The following is a 21,759-nucleotide window of genomic DNA, read 5'->3' on the forward strand; positions in this document are numbered from 1 at the left end:
AGTTAGTCGATATCGTTATGGTGGATTTTCATCATTTTCTTTTTCCAACGCACATACCATTTTTGATGATGGAGTGACAGTAAGAAATATAATGCCAAAGAACTCACGATTGCAATCACGAACATATTGAGCCCTATCGCGACACCCACTGCGGATGTACACCATATGGTAGCCGCAGTGGTTAAACCATGCGAAGTTCCTGCACTATTGTTTCTGTAAATTATACCGGCTCCCAAAAAACCAACGCCAGTTACAATATTTGCTATGATCCGTGATGTTGCAGCAATATCCTTTACAAGATGGACCGCAATAGCGGTAAATAATGTTGCTCCGATACAGACCGCTGCATACGTTCTAATCCCGGCATCACTACCATGTTTTTCCCTATCAAATCCAATGAAAGCACCTAACAGAAAAGAAATGATCAGTTTAAGCAGTATTGGCAATTCTTCGGCGATATCCATTACAATTTCATCCTTTGAATCCTTACTGCATTTAAAATAGCAAGCAAAGCGACACCTACGTCGGCAATTACAGCCTCCCATAGCGTAGCAATACCACCAGCACCTAATCCTAAAACAACCATCTTTACAACCATTGCAAGGATGATATTTTGCCAGACAATTTGTTTGGTGATTTTGCCAATTTTAATCGCTGTAACAATTTTCGAAGGTTGATCGTTCTGGATGACAATATCGGCCGTTTCGATAGTTGCATCGCTTCCAAGACCGCCCATTGCAATACCTGCATCGGCAAGCGCAACGACAGGCGCATCATTTACACCGTCACCCACAAACGCGATGTGACTTCCTTCGTTTTTCAAGGCCTGAACTTTTTCGACTTTTCCTTCAGGAAGTAAATCACCATATGCATTGTCAATTCCTAGTGTTTTGGCTACTTCGTCAACAACCGCTTGTTTATCGCCTGAAAGCATTACTGTCTTAATATTTAGTGCATGCATGTCGGTTATGGCCTGTTTGGCATCTTCTTTAATCTTATCCGCAATTGTGATGTAGCCGCTGTATTTGTTATCAACTGCAAACACTACGATAGTGTAAACAATGCTGTCAATTTCGGCAGGATAGTCAATTTTGAATTTCTTCATCAGTTTAGTGTTACCGGCAAGAACCTCTTTTCCATCAATTTTACCTGTGAGGCCATGTCCCGAAACTTCCTCCACACCAGCGATGTTTAATCCTCTGGCACCATCTTTTCCCGCGTGTTCAATTATTGCCAAACCAATAGGATGCGTCGACTGGCTTTCTATAGCTGCTGCCAATTTGATTAGATATGACTCATCTATATCCTTTGCGACAACTGCCTGTACTTTAAAAATGCCTTCGGTCAAGGTCCCGGTCTTGTCCATGACTATGACATTAATACCTGTCATTACATCAAGGAAATTAGAACCTTTAAATAGAATACCATTGCGGGAAGCCAATCCGATACCTCCGAAGTATCCAAGTGGAATTGATACCACCAAGGCACAAGGACAACTTATCACTAAAAAGACCAATGCCCTGTAGAACCATTCGTTAAAATCATAAGATGCAACAAAAAAGTACGGCAAAAAGCACACTGCCAGTGCCAACGCAAAGACAATAGGCGTGTAGATTTTAGCAAATCGACTAATAAAAAGCTGCGTTTGTGATTTCCTTGCAGTTGCGTCCTGCACCATTTCGAGAATTTTGCTCAGCTTACTGTCCTGGAAAAGCGAAGTCACTTTAATTTCTGCAACGGTGTTCAGATTTATCATTCCGGCATAAATCATTTCCCCTTTACTTTTAGAATCCGGCTTACTTTCTCCTGTAAGTGCAGCTGTGTTGAACGATGCTTTTTCAGAAATCATCTCCCCGTCAAGCGCAACCTTTTCACCCGGCTTCACGCGGATAATCTCATCAAGTTTGATGTCTTTGGGATTTATAACTTCTTCGGATCCATTCCTGATCACTGTTACTTCGTCCGGGCGAATATCCAGCAGTGCTTTAATGCTTCTTTTTGCACGATTTACAGCTGCATCCTGAAACCATTCTCCGATAGAATAGAACGCCATTACCGCAACTCCTTCACTGTATGAGCCAATTGCAAATGCCCCAATTGTTGCCACGCTCATCAGAAAAAATTCATTAAAAAAATCAAATCTTATTGCCTTGCGCCATGCCATATAAAGGACATTGTAACCGGCCAACAGGTATGCTGCAGCAAAAATGATGAGGTTGAAAGGAAATGGAGGAACATATTCAAACCCAAATTCCAGCGTTAACATGGCGAATAAAACAACAATAGCTAACAACAGTTGCCAATGACTCTTCCACCCTGAATTATCTTCGGATATACCTTCGTGGTCATGATCATCACCATCTTCATCATGATCTTCATCGTCAGTATGAGCGGGTTTTTTTGCTTTCACACGCGCTGAATTCAATGCTGAATTTTCCTGCTCAGTAATTGCAGATTGCGTAACATTTGATTCAGATTTCGACTCGTTTTCTTTTTCAACAGTTTTTTTGACTGATTTCATTTTTTTGATTTCTGGCGGAATGGCTTTGATTTTACCATCATCCGGATTACTTTCTTTTTTCATCTTTAATATTTTAAATTGAATAATAGATATTTTAAGTAAGCTGTCACCTCCGCCAACGGCTAGACTGTTGGCGGTTTTTGACAGATTTAATCCTCCCAGACTAACCTGTTAGTGTTTGCAGTGAGGTAATTTTTATTTTGTTGTTTATTCTTCCTCACCGCTATTTTTCATTTTTGACAACAAATCATAAGCGCCGTTAGTAACTACTTTCCAACTTTGATACTCAGTACCTTCATCGAAAATGAGTTCAGTAAAATTCAATTCTGAAACGCCTGTTTTGACATTAACCATTTTGAAATGTGTGCCGCCGTCGTTCTTCGCATCTTTCGTCTTGTCGTCTTCGATGAATAAATATTTACTTCCTTCGAATTCCACTATAGCTTTTGAAACAACTGATGGGACTTGTGAACTTCCACTTTCAACCAAAGCTTTCAAATACATCCCGGGTAATAGTGTCCGATCTTCTTTGTCCAGCTTACAGTGTATTTGAACAGTTCGCTCAGCGCTAATTTCACGGCCAATTAAGGCAACTGTAGCAGTTCTTTCCTTACTTTCATTTGCTAAAGTAAACCTCACTTTTTGTCCTATCTGAAGTTTAGGAACATCCTTTTCAAATACAGTCAATTCTGCGTGGAGATTTCCAGTGTCGGCAATTTTAAAAAGAACGTCTTCGGCATTTACAAACGCCCCAATATTAGTATTAACCTGGGTAACATATCCATTGATCGGGGAGTAAAGCGGAATTGCGTTTTGGATATTTCCCGCTTCAAGACTTCCAATGTTGACGTTCATCAATTGCAGTTTAGATCTCAACCCTGCAACGCGAGCCCGGACACTTTCATATTCTGCTTTTGATTTTTGTAATGTCTTTAGTGCATTTATATTCTCTTTAGACAATTGAACCTGACGGTCATAATCTTGTTTCAAGTAATTAAGTTGGCTTTTGAGGTCAATGTAATCCTGCTGCGGCTGGATGTAATCTGGATTTTGCATCATTGCAACCAATTGCCCTTTGCTTACTTTCATTCCCTGTAATAAAGAAGTGCTTTTCACAAACCCTCCAAACGGAGTAGAGATTGAAACCAAATTTTGAGGCGGCACATCGAGAATGCCATTTACTTTTGTAGTACCGCTAAGAGCTTTAGACTCAATCGATCCAAGTTCTATAGCTGCTGATTTGAATTGCTGCGCCGTAATTTCTACAATGTCAGATTGTGGAGCGGCGGAGGTTTCCTCTTTTGCTGGCTCGGATTCCTTGGCTTTATCGCCACATGCTGTGAAAAGTGTTACAGCTAAAAATAACATTGATGCTTTATATATAATATTCATGTCTTATGATTTTATCTGAATGATTAGTTTGTTCCTGATAGGTAATCTAATAGCGAAATGCTAAGATTGTACTGCAAAATTGCTGAAAGATAATTTTCCTGAATCCCTGTGGCAGTCCTCAAATTAAATAGATTTTCAGCATAACTGATGTCCCCATTTTTGTAAGCACTTTCACTTTTTGTCAGCAGTAGGTTGGCATTTGGCAATCCTGAGGATTTGTAGTAATCTATACTGGTTTTGTTTTTTAGATACTCTTGTGCCGCCTGCTCGAATTGTCCCTTGACATTTATTTGTTGACTCTCAAGGGTTTTTGAGGCCACCTGTCTGTTAATTTCAGCAGCTTTTACTCTGGAATTGTACGATCCATAGAAAACCGGTATCGAAATTCCTGCCTGAAATCCCTGAAATCTGTCACCGGAAGTGGCAAATTTAGTATTCGAAGCATCGATGGAGGAGCCTGCTAGTGACTGATTAAAATAGCCAAATGTTAAATCAGGTAATGCTCTGGATTTTTGAACTCTTTTTTGTAGCGTGGCTACTTCAATCTGTTGTTGAATGAAGGCAAGATTAGGGTTAGAATTTGCGGCAGTTGCATTATCTGAAATTTTATAGTCAGAAACGACAAATGTTTTATCTGCGATCGCAACCCGTTCTGCACTGCCAAGCAATGCCTGAAGTTGAGAAAGGTAAATTTCAATATTGGCTTCATCCTGCCTTAACGTGTTTCGTGTTTCATTAAGTTGAGTTTCTGCCGTGCTTTGTTCAAGCAGTGTACTTTCGCCAGCTTCAAAACGCAATTTGGCCGATTTAAGAAAACCGGAAAATATGCTATCTTGTTTTTCTAAAAGTGCTTTTCTGGCATACAGGTATTGCAGATTGGTATAGGTCTGCCTGATCCTGTAAACCAATTCATTTTTTGTAACGTTAGCTCTCAATTCACTGCTCTTTACCAGTGCTGTTCCTAGTGCTGCGTTGGCGGCAAAGACGGTTGGAAAAGGTATTGTTTGTGATAGGGAGAGGTTGTTGTCATTTTTTACGTAGCTGTTAATCTGTCCAAATTGACCGGATAGCTGTGTCTTTGGAATTTCTACCGAGGATCTTTTAAGCTGTTGCTGATAGTTGATATCCAATTGGGCAATGGTAATTTCCCGATTATTTTTCAAGCCTTCCTCAATTGCTTGGTTCAAAGTGATCGGTTTGGTTTGGGCTGTTGCAAAATTGGCTGTTAATAATAGCAATATGACAACTACCGAAGAATTTATTTTCATAGCTTTCTTATTAAATTTTTCAAACCAGATGTATAATATCGGTAGTACTAGTAAAGTTAGTAGTGTTGCTGTAAAAAGACCACCAATAACTACAGTAGCTAATGGTTTCTGCACTTCACCACCGCTTCCATGAGATAGTGCCATTGGTAAAAATCCTAAGGAAGCAACAAGCGCAGTCATTACTACTGGCCTTAACCTTACAGAAGTTCCCTTAATAACGATTTGCTTTAGATCAGTCATTCCTTCACGCTTAAGCAAATTAAACTCAGCGATCAATACAATGCCGTTTAGTACAGCAACTCCAAAAAGCGCAATGAACCCGACACCTGCAGAGATACTGAAAGGCATCCCTCGAATCCACAAGGCAAAGATTCCACCTATTGCCGATAACGGGATAGCCGTGAAGATTAGCAATGCTTGCTTAACGGAACCAAAAGCGAAAAACAACAATAAAAAGATTAGCATGAGGGAAACGGGAACAGCAATTGTTAATCGCTCTTTCGCAGCTTGAAGGTTTTCAAATGTGCCACCGTAAGTAGGGAAATACCCGGGCTCAAATTTTACCTGTGTGCTTATTTTTTGCTGCATCTCTGCAACAACACTTTCTACATCACGACCTCGTACGTTGAAACCAACGATGATCCTTCTTTTAGCATCTTCACGCTGAATCTGATTAGGACCCTCCTTAAAACTGATATCCGCAACTTGGTCCAAAGGAACCTGGTTTCCATTAGGAGCAGTAATGAACAGATTTCTGATATCGTCAATTGACTGTCGGTTTTCCTTACCAAGACGGACAACAAGGCTAAATCTTTTTTCGCCTTCAAAAACAAGTCCTGCTACTTCTCCTGCAAAAGCAGATCGAATGGCGGTATTTACATCCTCGACGTTTAATCCAAACTGTGCAATTTTATCCCTTTGAAAGCTGACAACAATTTGTGGCAATCCAGATACTTGTTCAACGTAAACATCCTCGGCACCATTAATTTTGCCTGCTATGGCACCAATTTGTTTAGCATATTTAGAAAGTTTATTTAAATCTTCACCGAAAACTTTTATGGCTACATCCTGCTTTACACCGGAGATTAGTTCATTGAAACGCATCTGGATTGGCTGTTGGAAACCGAAAGTAGCACCGGCAATATTTTCTTCGAGTTTTTTCTGCATCAATTCTGCTAAGTCTGCTGAATTGTCGGCACTCGTCCATTCGCTTTTATCCTTTAAGATGACCATTAAATCGCAAGCTTCAACAGGCATTGGATCTGTTGGAATTTCAGATGATCCAATTTTTCCAATTACTTCTTTTACTTCGGGGAAATTATCTTTTAAAACTTTTGCTGTTTTGAGGGTTGTCTCAACAGTTTGTGATAGGCTGCTTCCGGTAAGTACACGAAGCTCTACAGCGAAGTCGCCTTCTTCCAGTTGTGGGATAAATTCGGCACCGAGATAGCTAAATATTACAAGACTTAACATTAACAATCCCACCGCAATAGCCACAATGACTGCTTTCGAGCGTAACGCAAAAGCCAAAAGGGGCGTGTAAGCACGCTGCACAGCATTAATAATCTTGTCAGAAATATTTTGTTTGCTAGGTATTTTCTTGCTTAAAAATAATGCGCTCATTACCGGCACATAGGTCAATGACAGGATAAATGCACCCAAAATAGCAAATGATACGGTCTGTGCCATTGGCCTGAACATTTTTCCTTCTACACCAACCAGTGCCAAAATTGGCAGGTACACAATAAGGATAACGATTTGTCCAAAAGCTGCTGAACTCATCATTTTTCGGGCATTGCTCATTACACTGCTATCCATTTGTTCCTGAGTAAGGACCTGCCCCTTGTGTTTCACGTACAAGTAGTGCATTGTAGCTTCTATAATAATGACCGCTCCATCGACAATTAACCCAAAGTCAATTGCACCGAGGCTCATAAGATTTCCATCTACTCCGAAAAGATTCATCAGGCAAATGGCAAACAGCATCGCCAAAGGAATCACAGAAGCAACGATTAGTCCAGCTCTGAGGTTACCCAAAAGAAGTACTAAGACAAATATTACGATAAGTGCGCCTTCGGCTAGATTCTTAGTAACTGTTCCGATCGCATTATCAACCAATTTTGTTCTGTCAAGAAATGGCTCGATTGTAACACCTTCCGGTAAAGTTTTTTTAATTTGCTCCATACGGGTTTTAACGTTTCCGATTACTTTGGAAGCATTTGCACCCTTTAGCATCAAAACAATACCTCCAACTACTTCGCCATCGCTGTTTCTGGTCATCGCACCATATCTGGTTGCCGCTCCGATATTTACTTCCCCTACATTTCTGATCAGAACCGGAGTACTGTTGGCATTAGTTTTTACGACTATATTCTCGATATCGTCAATATTTTTTATCAAACCTTCACTACGGATAAAGTAAGCGTTCGGCTTTTTATCGATATATGCACCGCCCGTATTTTGATTATTTTTTTCGAGTGCGCTGAAAACGTCATTAATGCTGATGTTCATGCTTCGCAACTTATCAGGGTTTAAAGCGATTTCATATTGCTTAAGGAATCCACCAAAACTGCTAACATCTGCAATACCTTCGACACCAAGAAGCTGCCTGCGCACAATCCAATCCTGGATACTTCTGAGTTCTGTGGCGTTGTATTTTTCTTTAAAACCTTTTTTGGGATGCAGTACATATTGATAAATTTCTCCCAATCCAGTAGAAACAGGAGCCATTTGTGGCAAACCCATACCAGGAGGAATTTGTTCGCTGGCTTCGCTCAGGCGTTCCGCAACTTGTTGCCTGGCCCAGTAAACGTCAATATTTTCTTTGAAAACTACAGTAACAACGGACAAGCCAAAACGGCTAAAAGAACGAACTTCTTCGATATCCTTAATAGTTGCCATCGTTTGCTCTACAGGAAATGTTACAAAACGCTCAATGTCTTCAGCACCATTGCTTGGCGAGCTCGTTATTATTTGTACCTGATTGTTTGTGATGTCCGGAACGGCATCAATTGGAAGTTGTTTGACGGAGTAAATACCCCAGATTATCAGACCTAAAATCATAAGTCCAACAATCAATTTGTTCTTTATAGAGAACTGAATGATTTTGTTTAACATAAATAAAAAATTAGTTAAAATGACGATAAATATTATGGCCAATGGCCATAACGGATCACTTCGATTAAATCGAAAATAAGATTGTCATTTAACTAATTTTGGGCGGTTGCCAAATGGAACCGTGGAAGCGGGAGATAAAAACGGAAGTATAACTTGGCTGTTTCTTAATGATCATTGCAGATGCCAAAGCTTTTTCAGGCACTTTAGTATCGATCACTAAAAAGGGAATCGTGCGGCAGCAATTGCATACACAAAAAGGAGAGCACTGATCTTTATGCTGATCGTTGTGGGAAGAAAATTCTGTTGTGGCGATATTGGAAGATTTATAATCAGTTAACTGACCGTCGGTACAAGGCATGCCTGATAGCGCGATTATAACTAAAGCCAATATGGTGCATAAATACTTCACGGAAACAAAATTAATGTTTTTTGCAATATGATCTTAATAATTATGTAAAAATTGGGAGATTGGCTAATTTATGTAGTAAGATTGGTTTTCTGCAATCGCAGGAATCAGCGTATCACTACAGATTTCATTTATGTTATTCTCGATTACAGCACAAAGTGCGCTCATCGGAATATCTGTCGGTTGGTTTTCAAAAGGATCCTGCATAATTATGGCGGTTTGCTCCACTGAAATAAGGATTGAGGAAATAATAATTGTTAACACGATTTCAAGAGCAGGGTAGTTGTCCTCCAGGCCAAACGGAAGGATCGATGTCAGCGCATAAATCAAAAAATGTATAAGAAGGCTGTAAGATTTGGGAAACACGGTATTTTTAATTCTTTCACATTTCCCCATTGCATCATTTAAACGCGCGATAGTTGTGTCTATTTGTACCTGTTTATTGTCATTTAACGATTGTTTTTTTGAAACTAGTGCCAAATGATCGGCATGCTTATTCAAAAGTTCTGCCGGAATATTATTTGCTTTTATGTTATGCTGTTGAAGGTAGTCAGACACCTCCTTAGAATATGGAGTTTTGCGTAGGTTTTCTGACAGAGCACGACACCAAATAATTTGTCTTGTACTAAAGTTTTTAAGGTCTTCCTCTGATTCAGAATCACTTAAAAATTGTTTGATCTGACGAATGAGTGTTCTGGAATCATTTACTATTTCGCCCCATACTTTTCTGGCTTCCCACCAACGATCATAGGATTGTGCTGTACGGAAAGCCAAAAGCAGTGCTACTATTGTCCCTAATATGCTAGTGATCGGTAATGGTACGGTAACTTTTCTCAGTTCGGTGTTATGGTCTAATGTTCCAATAACTATTGCGTATACTACAATCGCAACAATATCTATCCATATTGATTTGATGAAATAGAAAATAGAATTTTTATTGTTTTTAACTAACATAGGATATTTCGATAGTTTATGTAATTTTTTGCAAACTTACAGTTTAAAATTTTAGTAGACCAATCCATATTTTTGGTATTAGCCTCACTTTTGAAAATGAAAGCCTGCAATTTAATCGCAGGCTTATGAAAATTATAAAATCACGTCTGTCAATTTCTTTTTGTCAAGTATCTGTTAGGATTCTTTAAAAATTCATCTTTACAGGTTTTAGAACAAAATCCATATACTTTTTCTTTATAGTGTAAAGTATCACTAACAACGTCGGATATTGGCATTCCGCATGCAAAATCTTTTGAGTTATCAAATTTTATATTCTTGTAACCAAGTTCTGGATGCAATAACTTTTCAATTCCATCATCATACATTTTGCGCATCGTACTGAGAACATCTTGATCAGCATTCTGCACGCTGCCACCATTGTAGAGCGGCTTTGGATCATATTCCAGATCGAGCATGACTCATTTAGTATATTTTTCCCCTTTTATTTCATTAATCAACGCAAGACTCATGTCTAATCCGGCCGTTACACCAGCACTTGTCCAATATTTGCCACTATGAGTGTATCGTAAACTCTTAACATTTGCTCCGTAGAGATCAGCTAATAATTTTTTGCTCGACCAATGCGTTGTGGCTTCTTTATCTTTTAGCAATCCAGTTGCGCCTAGTATCCAGGCGCCAGTGCATACGCTTGTTGTGTATGTGGATATAGAATCAATCGATTTAATCCAGTCCAGCAACTCTTTATCTTTTGTTGCCTCAAATGTTTGCTTAAAACCACCGGGAATTAATAGGATGTCCAGCTGTTTTACATCAGCAATTGATGAATCGACTTGTACCTTCATGCCTTTTGCGTCTTCGATCAAACCTCTATGCCTTCCTACGAAAAACACTTTAGATCCCATCAATTCGCTAAAGACCGCATATGGACCCATTGCATCCAAAGGCGCGTAACCATCGTACAATAATATGCCGACCGTTTTAATATCAACTTTCTGTTTTGGGATTTGTTCGTCCGCTTTTTCCACGTTGTACGTTCGTTTTTGATCATTTTGTTGCTTGCATGACGCAAGCAACAAAATGCACGACATGATGGTTAATAAATTCTTACTCATATAATATAAAATTTATGGGCTGCAAGGCTGCAGCCCTTTTTTGATTAATTTAAAATTTTCCGGTTAAAGTAACGCCCCACATTCTGGGACTGCCCAATAGATAAGAGCCATAACCCCATGAAACATAACGGGCGTCTTTTAGGTTTCTTGCCCACAAAGCAATCTCATAATTTTTAGCGGTAATACCAAACCTGGTATTAATTAAGCCATAACCCATCTGATATTGGGTGTTTAAAAAATCTAAGTAATACTTGCCGACGTATCTGTATTCTATTCTTCCAAATACTGCAAGGTTTTGTTTGCTTTTTGTAATTGGATAATTGTATTGTCCGGCTAGCATACTTGAGAATTCAGGATTATTGATAGGGCGATTGCCTTTATAGTTAATTGTGGATGAAGAAGCGTAATCATACAAGTCAAGCTTCGCATATTTGGCATTTGAGTATGACGCATTCCAATCCAATACAAAGTTTTTAAAAGGTATAGCACTTACTTCCGCTTCCAAACCAAAATTATTCATATTTCCAACATTTAGCATCAGGTAATTAACCCCATCTGTTGAAGTGCCTACCTGCTGGTCTTTTTGCTGCAGGTAAAATGCTGTAAGATTCAGTTTTAATTTATTTTGAAAGAAATTATTTTTGATTGCGCTCTCGTAATTATCTGATTTCTCAGGATCGTATGTGATATTATTTGCACCTGCAGCACCGATGTTGAAACCACCTACACGAAAACCTTTTGCATAGGAGACGTACACTAATGAATTATCAGTAATCTTATAACTCAATGACAGTTTAGGTGTAAAGGCATTAAAAGTTTTGCTGTCAGTTTCTGTTGCGGTGATGAGTGTAATTACATTATCCTCTATAAGGTTGTTGCTTTCTGATCTATCCTTCTTCTCAACCTCGTATCGGGCACCTGCCGTGAAATCCAGCTTTGGTGTAACGCTGTAGCTTGCCTGACCAAAAAAAGCAACGCCTCCGTTTTTCCTGACGCCGTTTGTTGTTGTGCTGTATGGCGCTTTAGGGTCGATTATGACATAACCTTCCTCATAATAGGTGATGAAGTTGGTCTTTGTTTTTTCTGCAAACAGGTATGAACCTGCCGTCCATTTCAAGTTCCCGTCATTTGCAGGCGAAGAAAATCGAAACTCCTGTGTAAGCTGTCGCGATTTGGTAGCATTGCTGCCGCTAATTAATTTATCTGCTGTAAAATCGAAATCAAATCGTCCAGGAAACCACACATGAAAATCAATACCGGATGAAACAGATGTGAAATTGAAATGTGTACCGAAATAATTAACGGTTGCCGATACATTTGTATTGCTTCTTCGTTCTGTATTGTCCCAATTACCAAAAGCCCGATAGCCATTGTTAAGCACATCATCATAACTGCTAGACCACGGATACGCACCCTTATCATTATCGTTTTCTGTTTTAGCATTTAATATAACCTGCCATTTATCGCTAATCAGATATTTCAGGTTTCCATCAATATTAAAATCTTTTCGGCCATCGAAATTGTCTGTATTCAAGGTCGGATTGCTATAAATACTACCTCTTTTGTTGAACTGAGCGGCAATATTAAAGAATAGTATATCCTTAACAATAGGGGTATTAAATCCAATGCTGTATCGCTGCTGATCATAATTCCCGAAATCAAGCGTCGCAAAACCACTTGTTGTATTGGTGGGTTTTTTAGTAATAATATTTACTACACCGCTAAAGGCGTTTCTGCCATATAGTGTGCCCTGAGGACCACGCAAAATTTCAATGCGGTCGATATTATTAAAATTAATTGGTGTAGAATAAAAATCAAACTGGTATACGCCATCGACGTAAGTAGCAACCGACTGCTCATTGGTAAATCCCATTGTTCCACGGATATTAAAAAAGTTTGAGCCAGAACTATTACCATGCTCACTAACAAAAAGGCTAGGAGCGATAGCAGTTAAATCAGCAATGTTCCACGCTCTGTAATCATTCAATTTCTTTCCGCTTAACGATGAGATGGCAACCGGAGTTTGTTGCAATCTTTCTTCCCTTTTTTCAGAGGTTATAACTACTTCATCCAATTGTCTTGATTGCTTGGTCAAAATAAAATCAATAGCAGTTGAATGATCTTTTTCAATTTGTACTTTTTTAGTTTGGGTAGCATAGCCAACAAAAGAAACGGCAATAGTGTAAATGCCATCAGGCAATGATAAAGCAAAATTCCCGTCTCTATCGGTCATTGTTGCCTTTGAACTATTTAACACAGAAATATTGGCAAAAGCCAATGGAATACCTGTTTGGGACCTGATTGTCCCCTGTAGGTTTTGTGCAAAACTATATGTTGCCCAAAAACTTAATGTAATGATTATGAAATATTTTAAATGCATTGAATTAGATTTTTAGAATAATTGAATTAAGATGTTACCCTGATGCATGTCAAGGTGAGCAACGCTATATTTTTAAAGCGATACTTATCTTACATCTCAAAACAATTCTTGATTGGTAAAAAATATGCACATGAAAGTATTTTCAAATGACTCAGCCAAATGAGAATAAGCGCAAATCGATTGCAAAGAAATCTAAAAAGTATTGATAGGAGGATGGAAAAATGACCAGCTGTTTGGATTACAATAAAGATTATTGTAAAAAGAGTTTAATGTTGAACGTATATTATTTTCGACAATAAGATAATCGTAACTTGTAAGATCAGCAAAAAACAAATCTATTATTTCAAAAACAGGAGCATCCTTTTTATCAGATGAGACAGGTTTTTCTGCCTCAGAAGATGCAGCCAATTGGCTCATGAGGTAGCATTTCCCATCACATCCCATTACAGGTTTTTCTTTATTGACGCAAAGTACGGTGCGTATATAATTATAATTGAGGATATAATCAAAAACTGGAATGACAGGTTTAAGAAGTATAGTCAAGCATATTATGAATACGAAATTTTTCACAGCGCAAATTTAGCTAATAGAAACTAATAAATTCAGGAAATAGCAATCTTTTGCATTTAAGTTTTCAATGGTTTTAAAAAACATTTTCATTTCTTTTTTTCGATAAGTAATACAAAAAAACTGCCGAAGGCAGTTTATGTATTATTTATGCATTTGCTTCTAATAATGAAAATCCATCAGCAAATTTGGTGCGAAGATTTTGCATGTCTTCACTAACTTTCTTATCGAGAACTTTAGCATAATGTTGAGTGGTTTGGATATTTTTATGTCCAAGCATCTTACTCACACTTTCAATGGAAACACCGTTCGTGAGTGTTACTGATGTCGCGAAAGTATGTCGTGCCATGTGAAAAGTAATCTCTTTTGTGATTTGGCACAAATCACCAATTTCTTTCAGATAACCGTTCATCTTTTGATTGCTAAGAACAGGTAAAATTCTATCTTCATTTAGACACTTAGGATGTGCGGAATATTTTTTAATCAATTCTTCGGGAATCGGCAACAAGGGTATTTTAGACTTTGTATCCGTTTTTTGACGATTTTTAAATATCCATTTTTGTCCGTCTATGCCAATTCCTATATGATCTCGGTTAAGTCCTTTTACATCAACGTAAGCAAGGCCAGTAAAGCAACAGAAAATAAAAATATCGCGAACAAGTTCCAATCTTGGTGTACGGAATTTCTTTGAGTAGATATCTTTGATTTCTTCTTCGGTCAAAAATTCGGTTTCAACTTCTTTCATTTTTCCATCGTACTTAACAAATGGGTCTTTCTCAAGCCAGTCGTTATTGAGACAAATTTTGATGATTTTCCTAAAGTTTCGGACATACTTAACAGCAGTGTTGTTGTTACAATTCTTTTCACTTCTTAAATAAAAATCAAACTCGGTAATCATTGCAAAATCGATTTTAGAAATGGCAATATCCTTAATATCGTATTTCCAAATTAGGAATTCTTCAAGATGTTTTAGGGAAATTTTGAAACGCTCAAGTGTTCCCGGTGCGTATCCATTTCCAAGCAGCCCTTTGATCTTATCATTATGCGCCTGGTAAATTGGAATAAGCATTCTGTCGCGATCTGTTTGGCCAAAGAGGTGCTTCCTAAAGTTGTCAATATTTACAGCCTCTCTTTTATGCGTTAACATGATCTCGATGTTTGTGACGTGTGCTTTCATCGAATCGAGATAGCTATTTATTGAACGGGCATCTTCGGAGTTGCCTTTCATTTTCGACAAGTCTTCGGACCATTTGGATTTTTCAATAAATTTTTTAGAACTGAATTCTACACGTTCGCCATCGACGGTAAGGCGGACATAAAGAGGTAATAGTCCTGTGGCAACAGCTTTTTTACTTCTTAAGTAAAAATGCAAAGTGATTTTTTCTTTCATGGTGGTAACCTTTTAATTATTATTCAATTTATCTTTCTGAGTAATAACAAACAAGATGTACAAATTTTGAACAGGTGAGTGAACAGGTTGTTAGTACGGCTGTCTGCAAGGTCTTAGAAAATTTAGCGATGCCCTTTGGAACGGTTTTTAAAAGGGCATCGCATTTGTTTCGTAAGATTTAAGATTGAATGAATAATTTGCTACTTGCACAAAAGCAAAAACCCCACAAATCGTAAGATTTGTGGGGTTTTGAAACTAATTGTATTTAAACTTGTGGGCGATGAGGGATTCGAACCCCCGACCCTCTGGGTGTAAACCAGATGCTCTGAACCAACTGAGCTAATCGCCCGTATAGGAGTGCAAATATACGTTTAGAATCGATACCTGCAAGCAAATCGGCAATAAAAATTATATTTTTTTAATGTCTTTCAGGATGGCCTTTTCAGGATAATTGATGACTTCAAGGATAATCGGTTGGTTTTTAGTGGTTTTTCCTTCGATTGTATACAATTTTCCACCTTGAAAAACTTTATTGCTTCGGTCAAAATCCACGTCACCATATTGCAGTGTGTTCTTTATATCGATTGTATCGACCCATTTTTGGGCCAGGGTCACAGATGCTTCTTTAGAATATTGGAATGGTTTGGTGCGAAGGTCGTTTAAAACACGGGCATTTGGAAAGTAATTGCAACGCGTGTCTTTTCCACTAAAAATTAGCGTCACAAAAAAAATGCCTATGATAAAACCAAACATATAATAGGCAAAGCGGAATTTAAAAGTCATGGATTATTTTTTGGGCAAAGGTAAATCAAACTGCTGTTAAAACACAATTAAATTGATGTCGCTTGCCGGAAGGTCAAACCAGTCGGCAATCGCCCTGTTGGTCAGGATACCATGGTATAAATACACACCGTTTTTGAGGCCTTTGTTGCATCTGATCGAACTTTCAATACCGCCGTCTTCAGCAATTTGAAGCAGGTATGGCGTGATGATATTGCTAATTGAAAGCGAAGCGGTTTTAGAATATCGAGACGGAATATTCGGGACACAATAATGAATGACATTGTGCTTGATGAACGTGGGCTTTTCATGCGTAGTCACTTCCGAAGTTTCAAAGCAGCCGCCGGTATCAATGCTCACATCGACGATTACAGCGCCTTTTTTCATGTGTTCAACCATGGTTTCGGTCACGACAACGGGGCAACGGTCTTTTCCGCGCATGGCGCCAATTGCAGCGTCGCAGCGCCTTAAAGCTTTCAGCAATGATTTCGGCTGAATGGTAGAAGTAAAAATGCGTTGGTTCAGATTATTCTGCAAACGCCTTAATTTCGTAATCGAATTGTCGAACACTTTGACATTAGCGCCAAGTCCGAGTGCTGTTTTTGCAGCGAATTCACCAACAGTTCCAGCACCTAAAATAACCACATCGGTTGGAGGAACTCCGGTAATATTTCCGAATAATAATCCTTTTCCGAATTGGTTGTTGATCATCAGTTCAGCAGCTACAAGAATTGAAGCAGTTCCCGCAATTTCACTCAATGATTTTACGGCAGGATAGGAGCCATCTTCATCTTTAATATATTCAAAGGCAAGTGCGGTAATTTTCTTTTTGGTCAGCGCTTCAAAATATTCTTTTTTCCTGGTTTTAAGCTGGATCGCCGAAATAATGATTGTTTGCGGATTCACCATTTCCATTTCATCCATTGTAACGGGTTCGACTTTTAAAATCATCGGGCAACCGAAAACTTTCTTCGTATCGGCAGTGATTTCTGCGCCGGCATCGCTGTATTCTTTATCGGAATAACTCGAACTTTGTCCGGCTCCTGATTCAATCATCACGCGATGTCCATGAGAAACGAGCGAATTCACCGCGTCAGGCGTCAGGCAGATCCGCCGTTCCTGATAGCTTGTTTCCTTGGGAATCCCGATGAAAAGTTCGCTTTTTTGCCTTGCAATTTCTAACTTTTCTTCCTGCGGAATCAGTTGCTGTTTGGTAAACGGTGTGAGTGACATTTTTGTGTTGTGAAAATTATCGGTTAAAGTTATGAAAAAGCTTTAAAGTACCAAAGTTAAATGCTTTAGTGCGATTATTTAAAATGAATCCGCTTTGCGATATTGAAAAAGAAAACCATCAAAATCAAACAATACAGTTTCATCTTGATGGTTTTAAAAATTAATATATTTTATCTGAAAGTCAGCTGGCGTTTTCCATTCGGCAATACTTTAATGAATACAGATGAATGTTCTTCCGGAATCAGGTTCGGGATTTTTTCTGCCCATTCAATAAAACACCAATTCCCGGAATATAAATATTCGTCCATGCCCATGTCATAAGCTTCATTTTCCGATTTCAATCGGTATACATCGAAATGATAAACTATTTCATTATCAGCTGTTTTGTATTCATTAACTAAAGAAAAGGTCGGACTTCCGGTCGTATCATTTACGCCGAGTTTTTTGGCCAATGATTTGATGAAAGTCGTTTTTCCGGCGCCCATTTCCCCATTAAAAAGAATGACTTTCTGCGGATTTTGTTCGATCAATTTTGAAGCAGCCGCGCCGATTTCATCCAATGAAAATTGTATTTCCATTACAAATTATGAATTAGATTTCTGATTATTTTGGATTAAAAACCAAAAACGGAATGATCATTTCTTCGAGCGAAATTCCGCCGTGCTGGTACGAATTCCGGTAATAACTCACATAATGGTTGTAGTTATTGACATACGCCAGGAAGTAATCGTTCTTCGCAAAAATGTACGAACTGCTCATATTGATCGAAGGCAACCCAATGGCTTTCGGATCTCTTACTGCATACACATCTTTATCTTCATAAGTTAAGCTTCGGCCAGTTTTATATCTTAAATTCAGGCTTGTATTCTTGTCTCCGATAACTTTTGACGGATTTTTGACGTTGATCGTTCCATGATCTGTTGTTAAAATCAACTTGAAATTCATTTTTTGCGCCTGCTGGATAATTTCGAGAAGCGGTGAATTTTTAAACCAGCTCGCGGTTAATGAGCGATACGCTTTGTCATCTGCGGCGAGTTCTTTGACCACGTCCATTTCGGTTTTCGCGTGTGAAAGCATGTCGACGAAATTATAAACGACAGTTACAAGATCATTGTCTTTCAAACCTTTGAAGCTTTCAGCGAGTTTTTTTCCACTTGCAAGGTTTGTGATCTTGAAATAATCTTCTTTGATATTGAGTCCGAGGCGTTTGAGTTGTGCCGATAAAAATTCGGCTTCATATAGGTTTTTTCCGCCATCCTCGACATCATTTTTCCAATACTGCGGAAATTGTTTTTCCATTTCCAAAGGTGTCAATCCTGAGAAGATCGCATTTCTTGCGTATTGTGTTGCCGTTGGCAAAATCGCATAATACGGCACTTCTTTTTCAAGTTTGTAATGATTTGAAACTGTTGCTTCAAACGCTTTCCACTGGTCGTAACGCAAATTGTCGATGACAACAAAAAGAACAGGACGCTCTTTCTTTTTAAGTTCCGGAACAACGAGTTCGCGGAATAAATTGTGGGACAAAACCGGTTTTTCGGCTTTAGGGACAAACCAGTCTTCGTAGTTTCTTTCAATGAATTTCCCAAATTGAGAATTGGCTTCAACCTTTTGGGATTCAAGGATTTCAATCATGCTTTGGTCTTCGATGTTTTCAAGTTCGAGTTCCCAGAAAATGAGTTTTTTGTAGATTTCGATCCATTCTTCAAAGGAATTCACCATCGCCATTTCCATAGCAATTTTGCGAAATTCCTTTTGGTAATCCAAAGTGGTTTTTTCAGAAATCAATCGGGAATGATCTAAGTTTTTCTTTAAGCTCAATAAGATTTGGTTCGGATTTACAGGTTTGATAAGATAATCGGCAATTTTAGAACCGATCGCTTCTTCCATAATGTATTCTTCCTCACTTTTGGTGATCATCACAACCGGAGTGGCCGATTTAATTTCCTTGATTTCAGACAAAGTTTCAAGGCCGCTCATTCCGGGCATATTTTCATCCAGGAAAACGATGTCAAAATTGTTTTCACCAAATACATCAACAGCATCGCGGCCGTTGTTGCAGGTGGTGACTTCGTAGTTCTTTTTTTCGAGGAAAAGGATGTGCGGTTTTAATAAATCGATTTCATCATCGACCCATAAAATTTTGATTTTGTCCATATATTGTTAATGTTATCTTGCGTTGTTTAGCCGCAGCAATTTAACATTTATTTGAACGGTTTGTTCTTAAATTTATTGTAAAGTTAAAATGTTTTACAATTGGTTTTGAACTTATTTGTGCCTTCCGGTTTTGCTGTTTTCGGCATCCCAGTCGGCTGTGCTGTTGTTTTGGTCGCGGTCATCCGTATCGTTGATGTCATTCATGTAACCGGCAGTGTCGCGACCTTCTGCATCTTCATCCGCATTGTCATCTTCGCTGATCGGCTCTTTTGAAGATTCTTTATTTTCCTGTATTTTTACCGTGCCTTTGTCAATTTGGGAAATGCTGGTTTCGATATGTTCATCACCGGGAAATTGCCCTTGATAACGGCCGAGTCCGCTTTCTTTGATTTCAGCAGTTGTTTGTGATTTTAATTCTTTTGCAGGCTCGGTTTTACCAATTTCTTTCGGATTGATATCGCTCGGCTGATCTTCTTTTATAGTGTTTTTCGTGTCCATGATTTTATATTTTTAGTTGTCTGATAAATTTACGCCTACCAATAAAAAATTGCCTTATGCCATTCGATTAAATCATTGCACGATTTGATCATTTGCTTCATGTTTGACTGGCTTTGGCGGCAAAACGCCATTTGTTTTTTCGAGTTCGTGCTGTTCGATATAAACGGCGTAATCTGCTGGTTCGATTTTGGATCCGATGTATTCGGCGTACACTTTCGTGAATTCGGCTCCGAAGTATAAAATTGCAGCCGTATAATACACCCAGACTAATATAATAATCAGCGATCCTGCTGCGCCATAAGCCGATCCGGTACTGCTGGTTTCAATGTAAATCCCAATCAAATAACGTCCGAGCATAAACAAACAAGCAGTGAAAAACGCACCTATTCTAACATCTTTCCATGCAATTTTGGCATCCGGAAGCACTTTAAAGATCACACCGAATAGTATCGTAATGACACCAAAGCTAATCACAATGTTGATCACGTAAAACACAAACACTGTAATTTCGGGAAAGTACATTTTAATTAATCCGCTTAAAGCGACCAAAGCACCGTTTACTATTAAAGAAACGATCAATAAAAATCCCAGTCCGACAATTAAAGATGAAGACAACAATCTGTCTTTCAATAATTTTACCCAGCCTCGTTTTGGTTTGGCTTTCACTTTCCAGATCAGGTTAATGGAATCCTGGATTTCCCCAAAAACGCTAGTCGCACCAATGATCAAAGTTACAGATCCGATAATGACGGCCATATTGGTTTTTCCCGAAAGCTCCATGTGTTTGATAATATCCTGAATTTGTAAAGCCGCTTCATTCCCGACCAATCCGTTGATTTCGCTAAAAACATGTCCCTGAATCGCATCTCTTCCAAGAAACAACCCGGCAAGCGAAATCATCAACAGCAATAAAGGAGCAAGTGAAAAAATGGTGTAATAGGACAGGGCGGCACTGAGTTTTAGCGCACGGTCTTCTATAAAACTATTGAACGTTTTCTTTAAAATGCCCAGCGCATCTTTGGCTTTTTGTTTTGTAAACGGATTTTTCATAGGGTTAGATTGTAAATGAATTTACAAAAAAACACCGAATATTTCATTGCGATTTATCCGGTGCTCTTCAAGTGGAAGTTTGTGCTTTATTCAGCAATTTTATTTTGGCCTGTTTCCAGATAGATTTTCAGGTTTTCGATATCGTTTTTAACCATTTTTTCGAATAATGGATTCAGCAGTTTAGCAGCTGTTTCTCCTGCTACGCCAAGCGGAGCATGGTAGGAAATGGTAACATCAAGTTCGGTTGAATTTCCTAAATCCTTGAAGTATACTTTTCCCGCATTGTCAACTGTAGAATCCGGAAGCGAATGCCAGCTTAGCAGTTTGTCTTTTTCGTCCATTAAAATCTGTGCTTTCCATGAAATGCTTCCAATTCCGGCCGGGCCTTTTGCTTTCCATTCGGATGTCACTTTATCAGTTTCGTTCACGCTTTCAATATGACTCATGAATTTTGGAAGGTTTTCGAGATTTCTCCAGAACGAATACACTTCTGAAACCGGTTTGTCAATCTTAATTTGTGTACGTATATTCACGTTCGAGCTTTTCAGCTTTCCGTGACTTCCTGCTACATCATAAACAGGACAGTATCCACTAATTCCACGTGCCAGCAATGTACTTGCCGCCAATGTTCCGGCAATGCTTTTGTTTTTTCCAGACAATGATTTGTATAAAATGAATGTTCCGGCAGCAACCATGAAAATCCGCTCTAGCGTGCTCACATTTTCTTCCAATCCCGGAATAAAACTGTGGTTTTCAGGCGCGCTGCTAAGAGAAAGTCGCTCTGATTCCTGTTGTGAATAATAGCCGCCGTAACGGTTTGGATCGGTTCCTGAAGAATCTATTTTGGAGTGAATCTTTTTCGCTAAAACTTCTCCGGCTGTTGGATGTGTCGTACTCATATCGCTTTAATTTTGTGTGTTGTTTCCAAGTTATA

18 protein-coding genes and 1 tRNA gene are annotated in these 21,759 nt (G+C 38.7%); all 19 read right to left on the reverse strand.

Annotated features, from left to right (window positions below; translation table 11 throughout):
* Positions 1–2 precede the first annotated feature (2 nt).
* Positions 3–464 (reverse strand): MgtC/SapB family protein, encoded by a 462-nt coding sequence (locus BLS32_RS12585; protein WP_091396396.1) that lies wholly within the window; start codon positions 462–464, stop codon positions 3–5.
* Positions 464–2,584: a heavy metal translocating P-type ATPase gene (locus BLS32_RS12590; protein WP_245699441.1), complete on the reverse strand. Its 2,121-nt coding sequence runs from the start codon at positions 2,582–2,584 to the stop codon at positions 464–466. Before BLS32_RS12590 ends, BLS32_RS12585 begins: the two co-directional genes overlap by 1 nt.
* A gap of 144 nt (positions 2,585–2,728) precedes the next feature.
* Complete coding sequence (locus BLS32_RS12595; RefSeq protein ID WP_245699443.1) at positions 2,729–3,913, reverse strand: efflux RND transporter periplasmic adaptor subunit; 1,185 nt, start codon at positions 3,911–3,913, stop codon at positions 2,729–2,731.
* Between the two features lie 23 nt (positions 3,914–3,936).
* Positions 3,937–8,298: a CusA/CzcA family heavy metal efflux RND transporter gene (locus tag BLS32_RS12600; protein WP_091396402.1), complete on the reverse strand. Its 4,362-nt coding sequence runs from the start codon at positions 8,296–8,298 to the stop codon at positions 3,937–3,939.
* Positions 8,299–8,386: 88 nt separating this feature from the next.
* Positions 8,387–8,707: a DUF6660 family protein gene (locus BLS32_RS18875; protein WP_371860037.1), complete on the reverse strand. Its 321-nt coding sequence runs from the start codon at positions 8,705–8,707 to the stop codon at positions 8,387–8,389.
* Between the two features lie 63 nt (positions 8,708–8,770).
* Positions 8,771–9,658: a bestrophin family protein gene (locus BLS32_RS12605; RefSeq protein ID WP_091396404.1), complete on the reverse strand. Its 888-nt coding sequence runs from the start codon at positions 9,656–9,658 to the stop codon at positions 8,771–8,773.
* Between the two features lie 149 nt (positions 9,659–9,807).
* Positions 9,808–10,113 carry a YHS domain-containing protein gene (locus BLS32_RS18635; protein WP_217639573.1) on the reverse strand — a complete coding sequence of 102 codons (306 nt, stop codon included), beginning with the start codon at positions 10,111–10,113 and terminating at the stop codon, positions 9,808–9,810.
* A 3-nt stretch (positions 10,114–10,116) separates the two neighbouring features.
* The gene (locus tag BLS32_RS18640; protein WP_217639574.1) at positions 10,117–10,770 is read right to left on the reverse strand and encodes a DJ-1/PfpI family protein; all 654 of its coding nucleotides are present in this window, start codon (positions 10,768–10,770) and stop codon (positions 10,117–10,119) included.
* Between the two features lie 49 nt (positions 10,771–10,819).
* On the reverse strand, positions 10,820–13,150 hold the full coding sequence (locus BLS32_RS12615) for a TonB-dependent receptor (RefSeq protein ID WP_091396406.1): 2,331 nt from the start codon (positions 13,148–13,150) through the stop codon (positions 10,820–10,822).
* A 192-nt stretch (positions 13,151–13,342) separates the two neighbouring features.
* Positions 13,343–13,720 carry a hypothetical protein gene (locus tag BLS32_RS12620; protein ID WP_245699444.1) on the reverse strand — a complete coding sequence of 126 codons (378 nt, stop codon included), beginning with the start codon at positions 13,718–13,720 and terminating at the stop codon, positions 13,343–13,345.
* A 145-nt stretch (positions 13,721–13,865) separates the two neighbouring features.
* Positions 13,866–15,107 (reverse strand): site-specific integrase, encoded by a 1,242-nt coding sequence (locus tag BLS32_RS12625; RefSeq protein WP_091396409.1) that lies wholly within the window; start codon positions 15,105–15,107, stop codon positions 13,866–13,868.
* Positions 15,108–15,381: 274 nt separating this feature from the next.
* A tRNA-Val gene (locus tag BLS32_RS12630) sits at positions 15,382–15,456 on the reverse strand.
* A gap of 59 nt (positions 15,457–15,515) precedes the next feature.
* Positions 15,516–15,890, reverse strand: coding sequence for a DUF4258 domain-containing protein (locus tag BLS32_RS12635; RefSeq protein ID WP_091396412.1), 375 nt, complete (start codon positions 15,888–15,890; stop codon positions 15,516–15,518).
* A 36-nt stretch (positions 15,891–15,926) separates the two neighbouring features.
* Positions 15,927–17,120 (reverse strand): alanine dehydrogenase, encoded by a 1,194-nt coding sequence (locus BLS32_RS12640; RefSeq protein ID WP_091396415.1) that lies wholly within the window; start codon positions 17,118–17,120, stop codon positions 15,927–15,929.
* Between the two features lie 170 nt (positions 17,121–17,290).
* Positions 17,291–17,698 carry a tRNA (adenosine(37)-N6)-threonylcarbamoyltransferase complex ATPase subunit type 1 TsaE gene (gene tsaE / locus BLS32_RS12645; RefSeq protein WP_091396418.1) on the reverse strand — a complete coding sequence of 136 codons (408 nt, stop codon included), beginning with the start codon at positions 17,696–17,698 and terminating at the stop codon, positions 17,291–17,293.
* Positions 17,699–17,723: 25 nt separating this feature from the next.
* Positions 17,724–19,277, reverse strand: coding sequence for a T9SS response regulator signal transducer PorX (gene porX, locus BLS32_RS12650; RefSeq protein WP_091396420.1), 1,554 nt, complete (start codon positions 19,275–19,277; stop codon positions 17,724–17,726).
* A 111-nt stretch (positions 19,278–19,388) separates the two neighbouring features.
* The gene (locus BLS32_RS12655; protein WP_091396423.1) at positions 19,389–19,775 is read right to left on the reverse strand and encodes a hypothetical protein; all 387 of its coding nucleotides are present in this window, start codon (positions 19,773–19,775) and stop codon (positions 19,389–19,391) included.
* Between the two features lie 72 nt (positions 19,776–19,847).
* Positions 19,848–20,825, reverse strand: a complete 978-nt coding sequence (locus tag BLS32_RS12660; protein WP_091396426.1) for a YihY/virulence factor BrkB family protein — start codon at positions 20,823–20,825, stop codon at positions 19,848–19,850.
* Between the two features lie 86 nt (positions 20,826–20,911).
* Entirely contained in the window at positions 20,912–21,724 is an 813-nt protein-coding gene (locus BLS32_RS12665; protein WP_091396429.1) for an SRPBCC family protein, read from the reverse strand.
* Between the last annotated feature and the right edge of the window lie 35 nt (positions 21,725–21,759).

The organism is Flavobacterium noncentrifugens (assembly GCF_900100375.1).
Classification (GTDB): domain Bacteria; phylum Bacteroidota; class Bacteroidia; order Flavobacteriales; family Flavobacteriaceae; genus Flavobacterium; species Flavobacterium noncentrifugens.

Bases quoted from the DNA above. Each gene is read 5' to 3' on its own strand.
- tsaE (WP_091396418.1), bottom strand. From the start codon at position 17,698: ATGGAAATACAATTTTCATTGGATGAAATCGGCGCGGCTGCTTCAAAA.
- BLS32_RS12625 (WP_091396409.1), bottom strand. From the start codon at position 15,107: ATGAAAGAAAAAATCACTTTGCATTTTTACTTAAGAAGTAAAAAAGCT.
- BLS32_RS12660 (WP_091396426.1), bottom strand. From the start codon at position 20,825: ATGAAAAATCCGTTTACAAAACAAAAAGCCAAAGATGCGCTGGGCATT.
- BLS32_RS18640 (WP_217639574.1), bottom strand. From the start codon at position 10,770: ATGAGTAAGAATTTATTAACCATCATGTCGTGCATTTTGTTGCTTGCG.
- BLS32_RS12615 (WP_091396406.1), bottom strand. From the start codon at position 13,150: ATGCATTTAAAATATTTCATAATCATTACATTAAGTTTTTGGGCAACA.
- BLS32_RS12665 (WP_091396429.1), bottom strand. From the start codon at position 21,724: ATGAGTACGACACATCCAACAGCCGGAGAAGTTTTAGCGAAAAAGATT.
- BLS32_RS12640 (WP_091396415.1), bottom strand. From the start codon at position 17,120: ATGTCACTCACACCGTTTACCAAACAGCAACTGATTCCGCAGGAAGAA.
- BLS32_RS12595 (WP_245699443.1), bottom strand. From the start codon at position 3,913: ATGAATATTATATATAAAGCATCAATGTTATTTTTAGCTGTAACACTT.
- BLS32_RS12590 (WP_245699441.1), bottom strand. From the start codon at position 2,584: ATGAAAAAAGAAAGTAATCCGGATGATGGTAAAATCAAAGCCATTCCG.
- BLS32_RS18635 (WP_217639573.1), bottom strand. From the start codon at position 10,113: ATGCTCGATCTGGAATATGATCCAAAGCCGCTCTACAATGGTGGCAGC.
- BLS32_RS12600 (WP_091396402.1), bottom strand. From the start codon at position 8,298: ATGTTAAACAAAATCATTCAGTTCTCTATAAAGAACAAATTGATTGTT.
- BLS32_RS12655 (WP_091396423.1), bottom strand. From the start codon at position 19,775: ATGGACACGAAAAACACTATAAAAGAAGATCAGCCGAGCGATATCAAT.
- BLS32_RS12635 (WP_091396412.1), bottom strand. From the start codon at position 15,890: ATGACTTTTAAATTCCGCTTTGCCTATTATATGTTTGGTTTTATCATA.
- BLS32_RS12585 (WP_091396396.1), bottom strand. From the start codon at position 464: ATGGATATCGCCGAAGAATTGCCAATACTGCTTAAACTGATCATTTCT.
- BLS32_RS12605 (WP_091396404.1), bottom strand. From the start codon at position 9,658: ATGTTAGTTAAAAACAATAAAAATTCTATTTTCTATTTCATCAAATCA.
- porX (WP_091396420.1), bottom strand. From the start codon at position 19,277: ATGGACAAAATCAAAATTTTATGGGTCGATGATGAAATCGATTTATTA.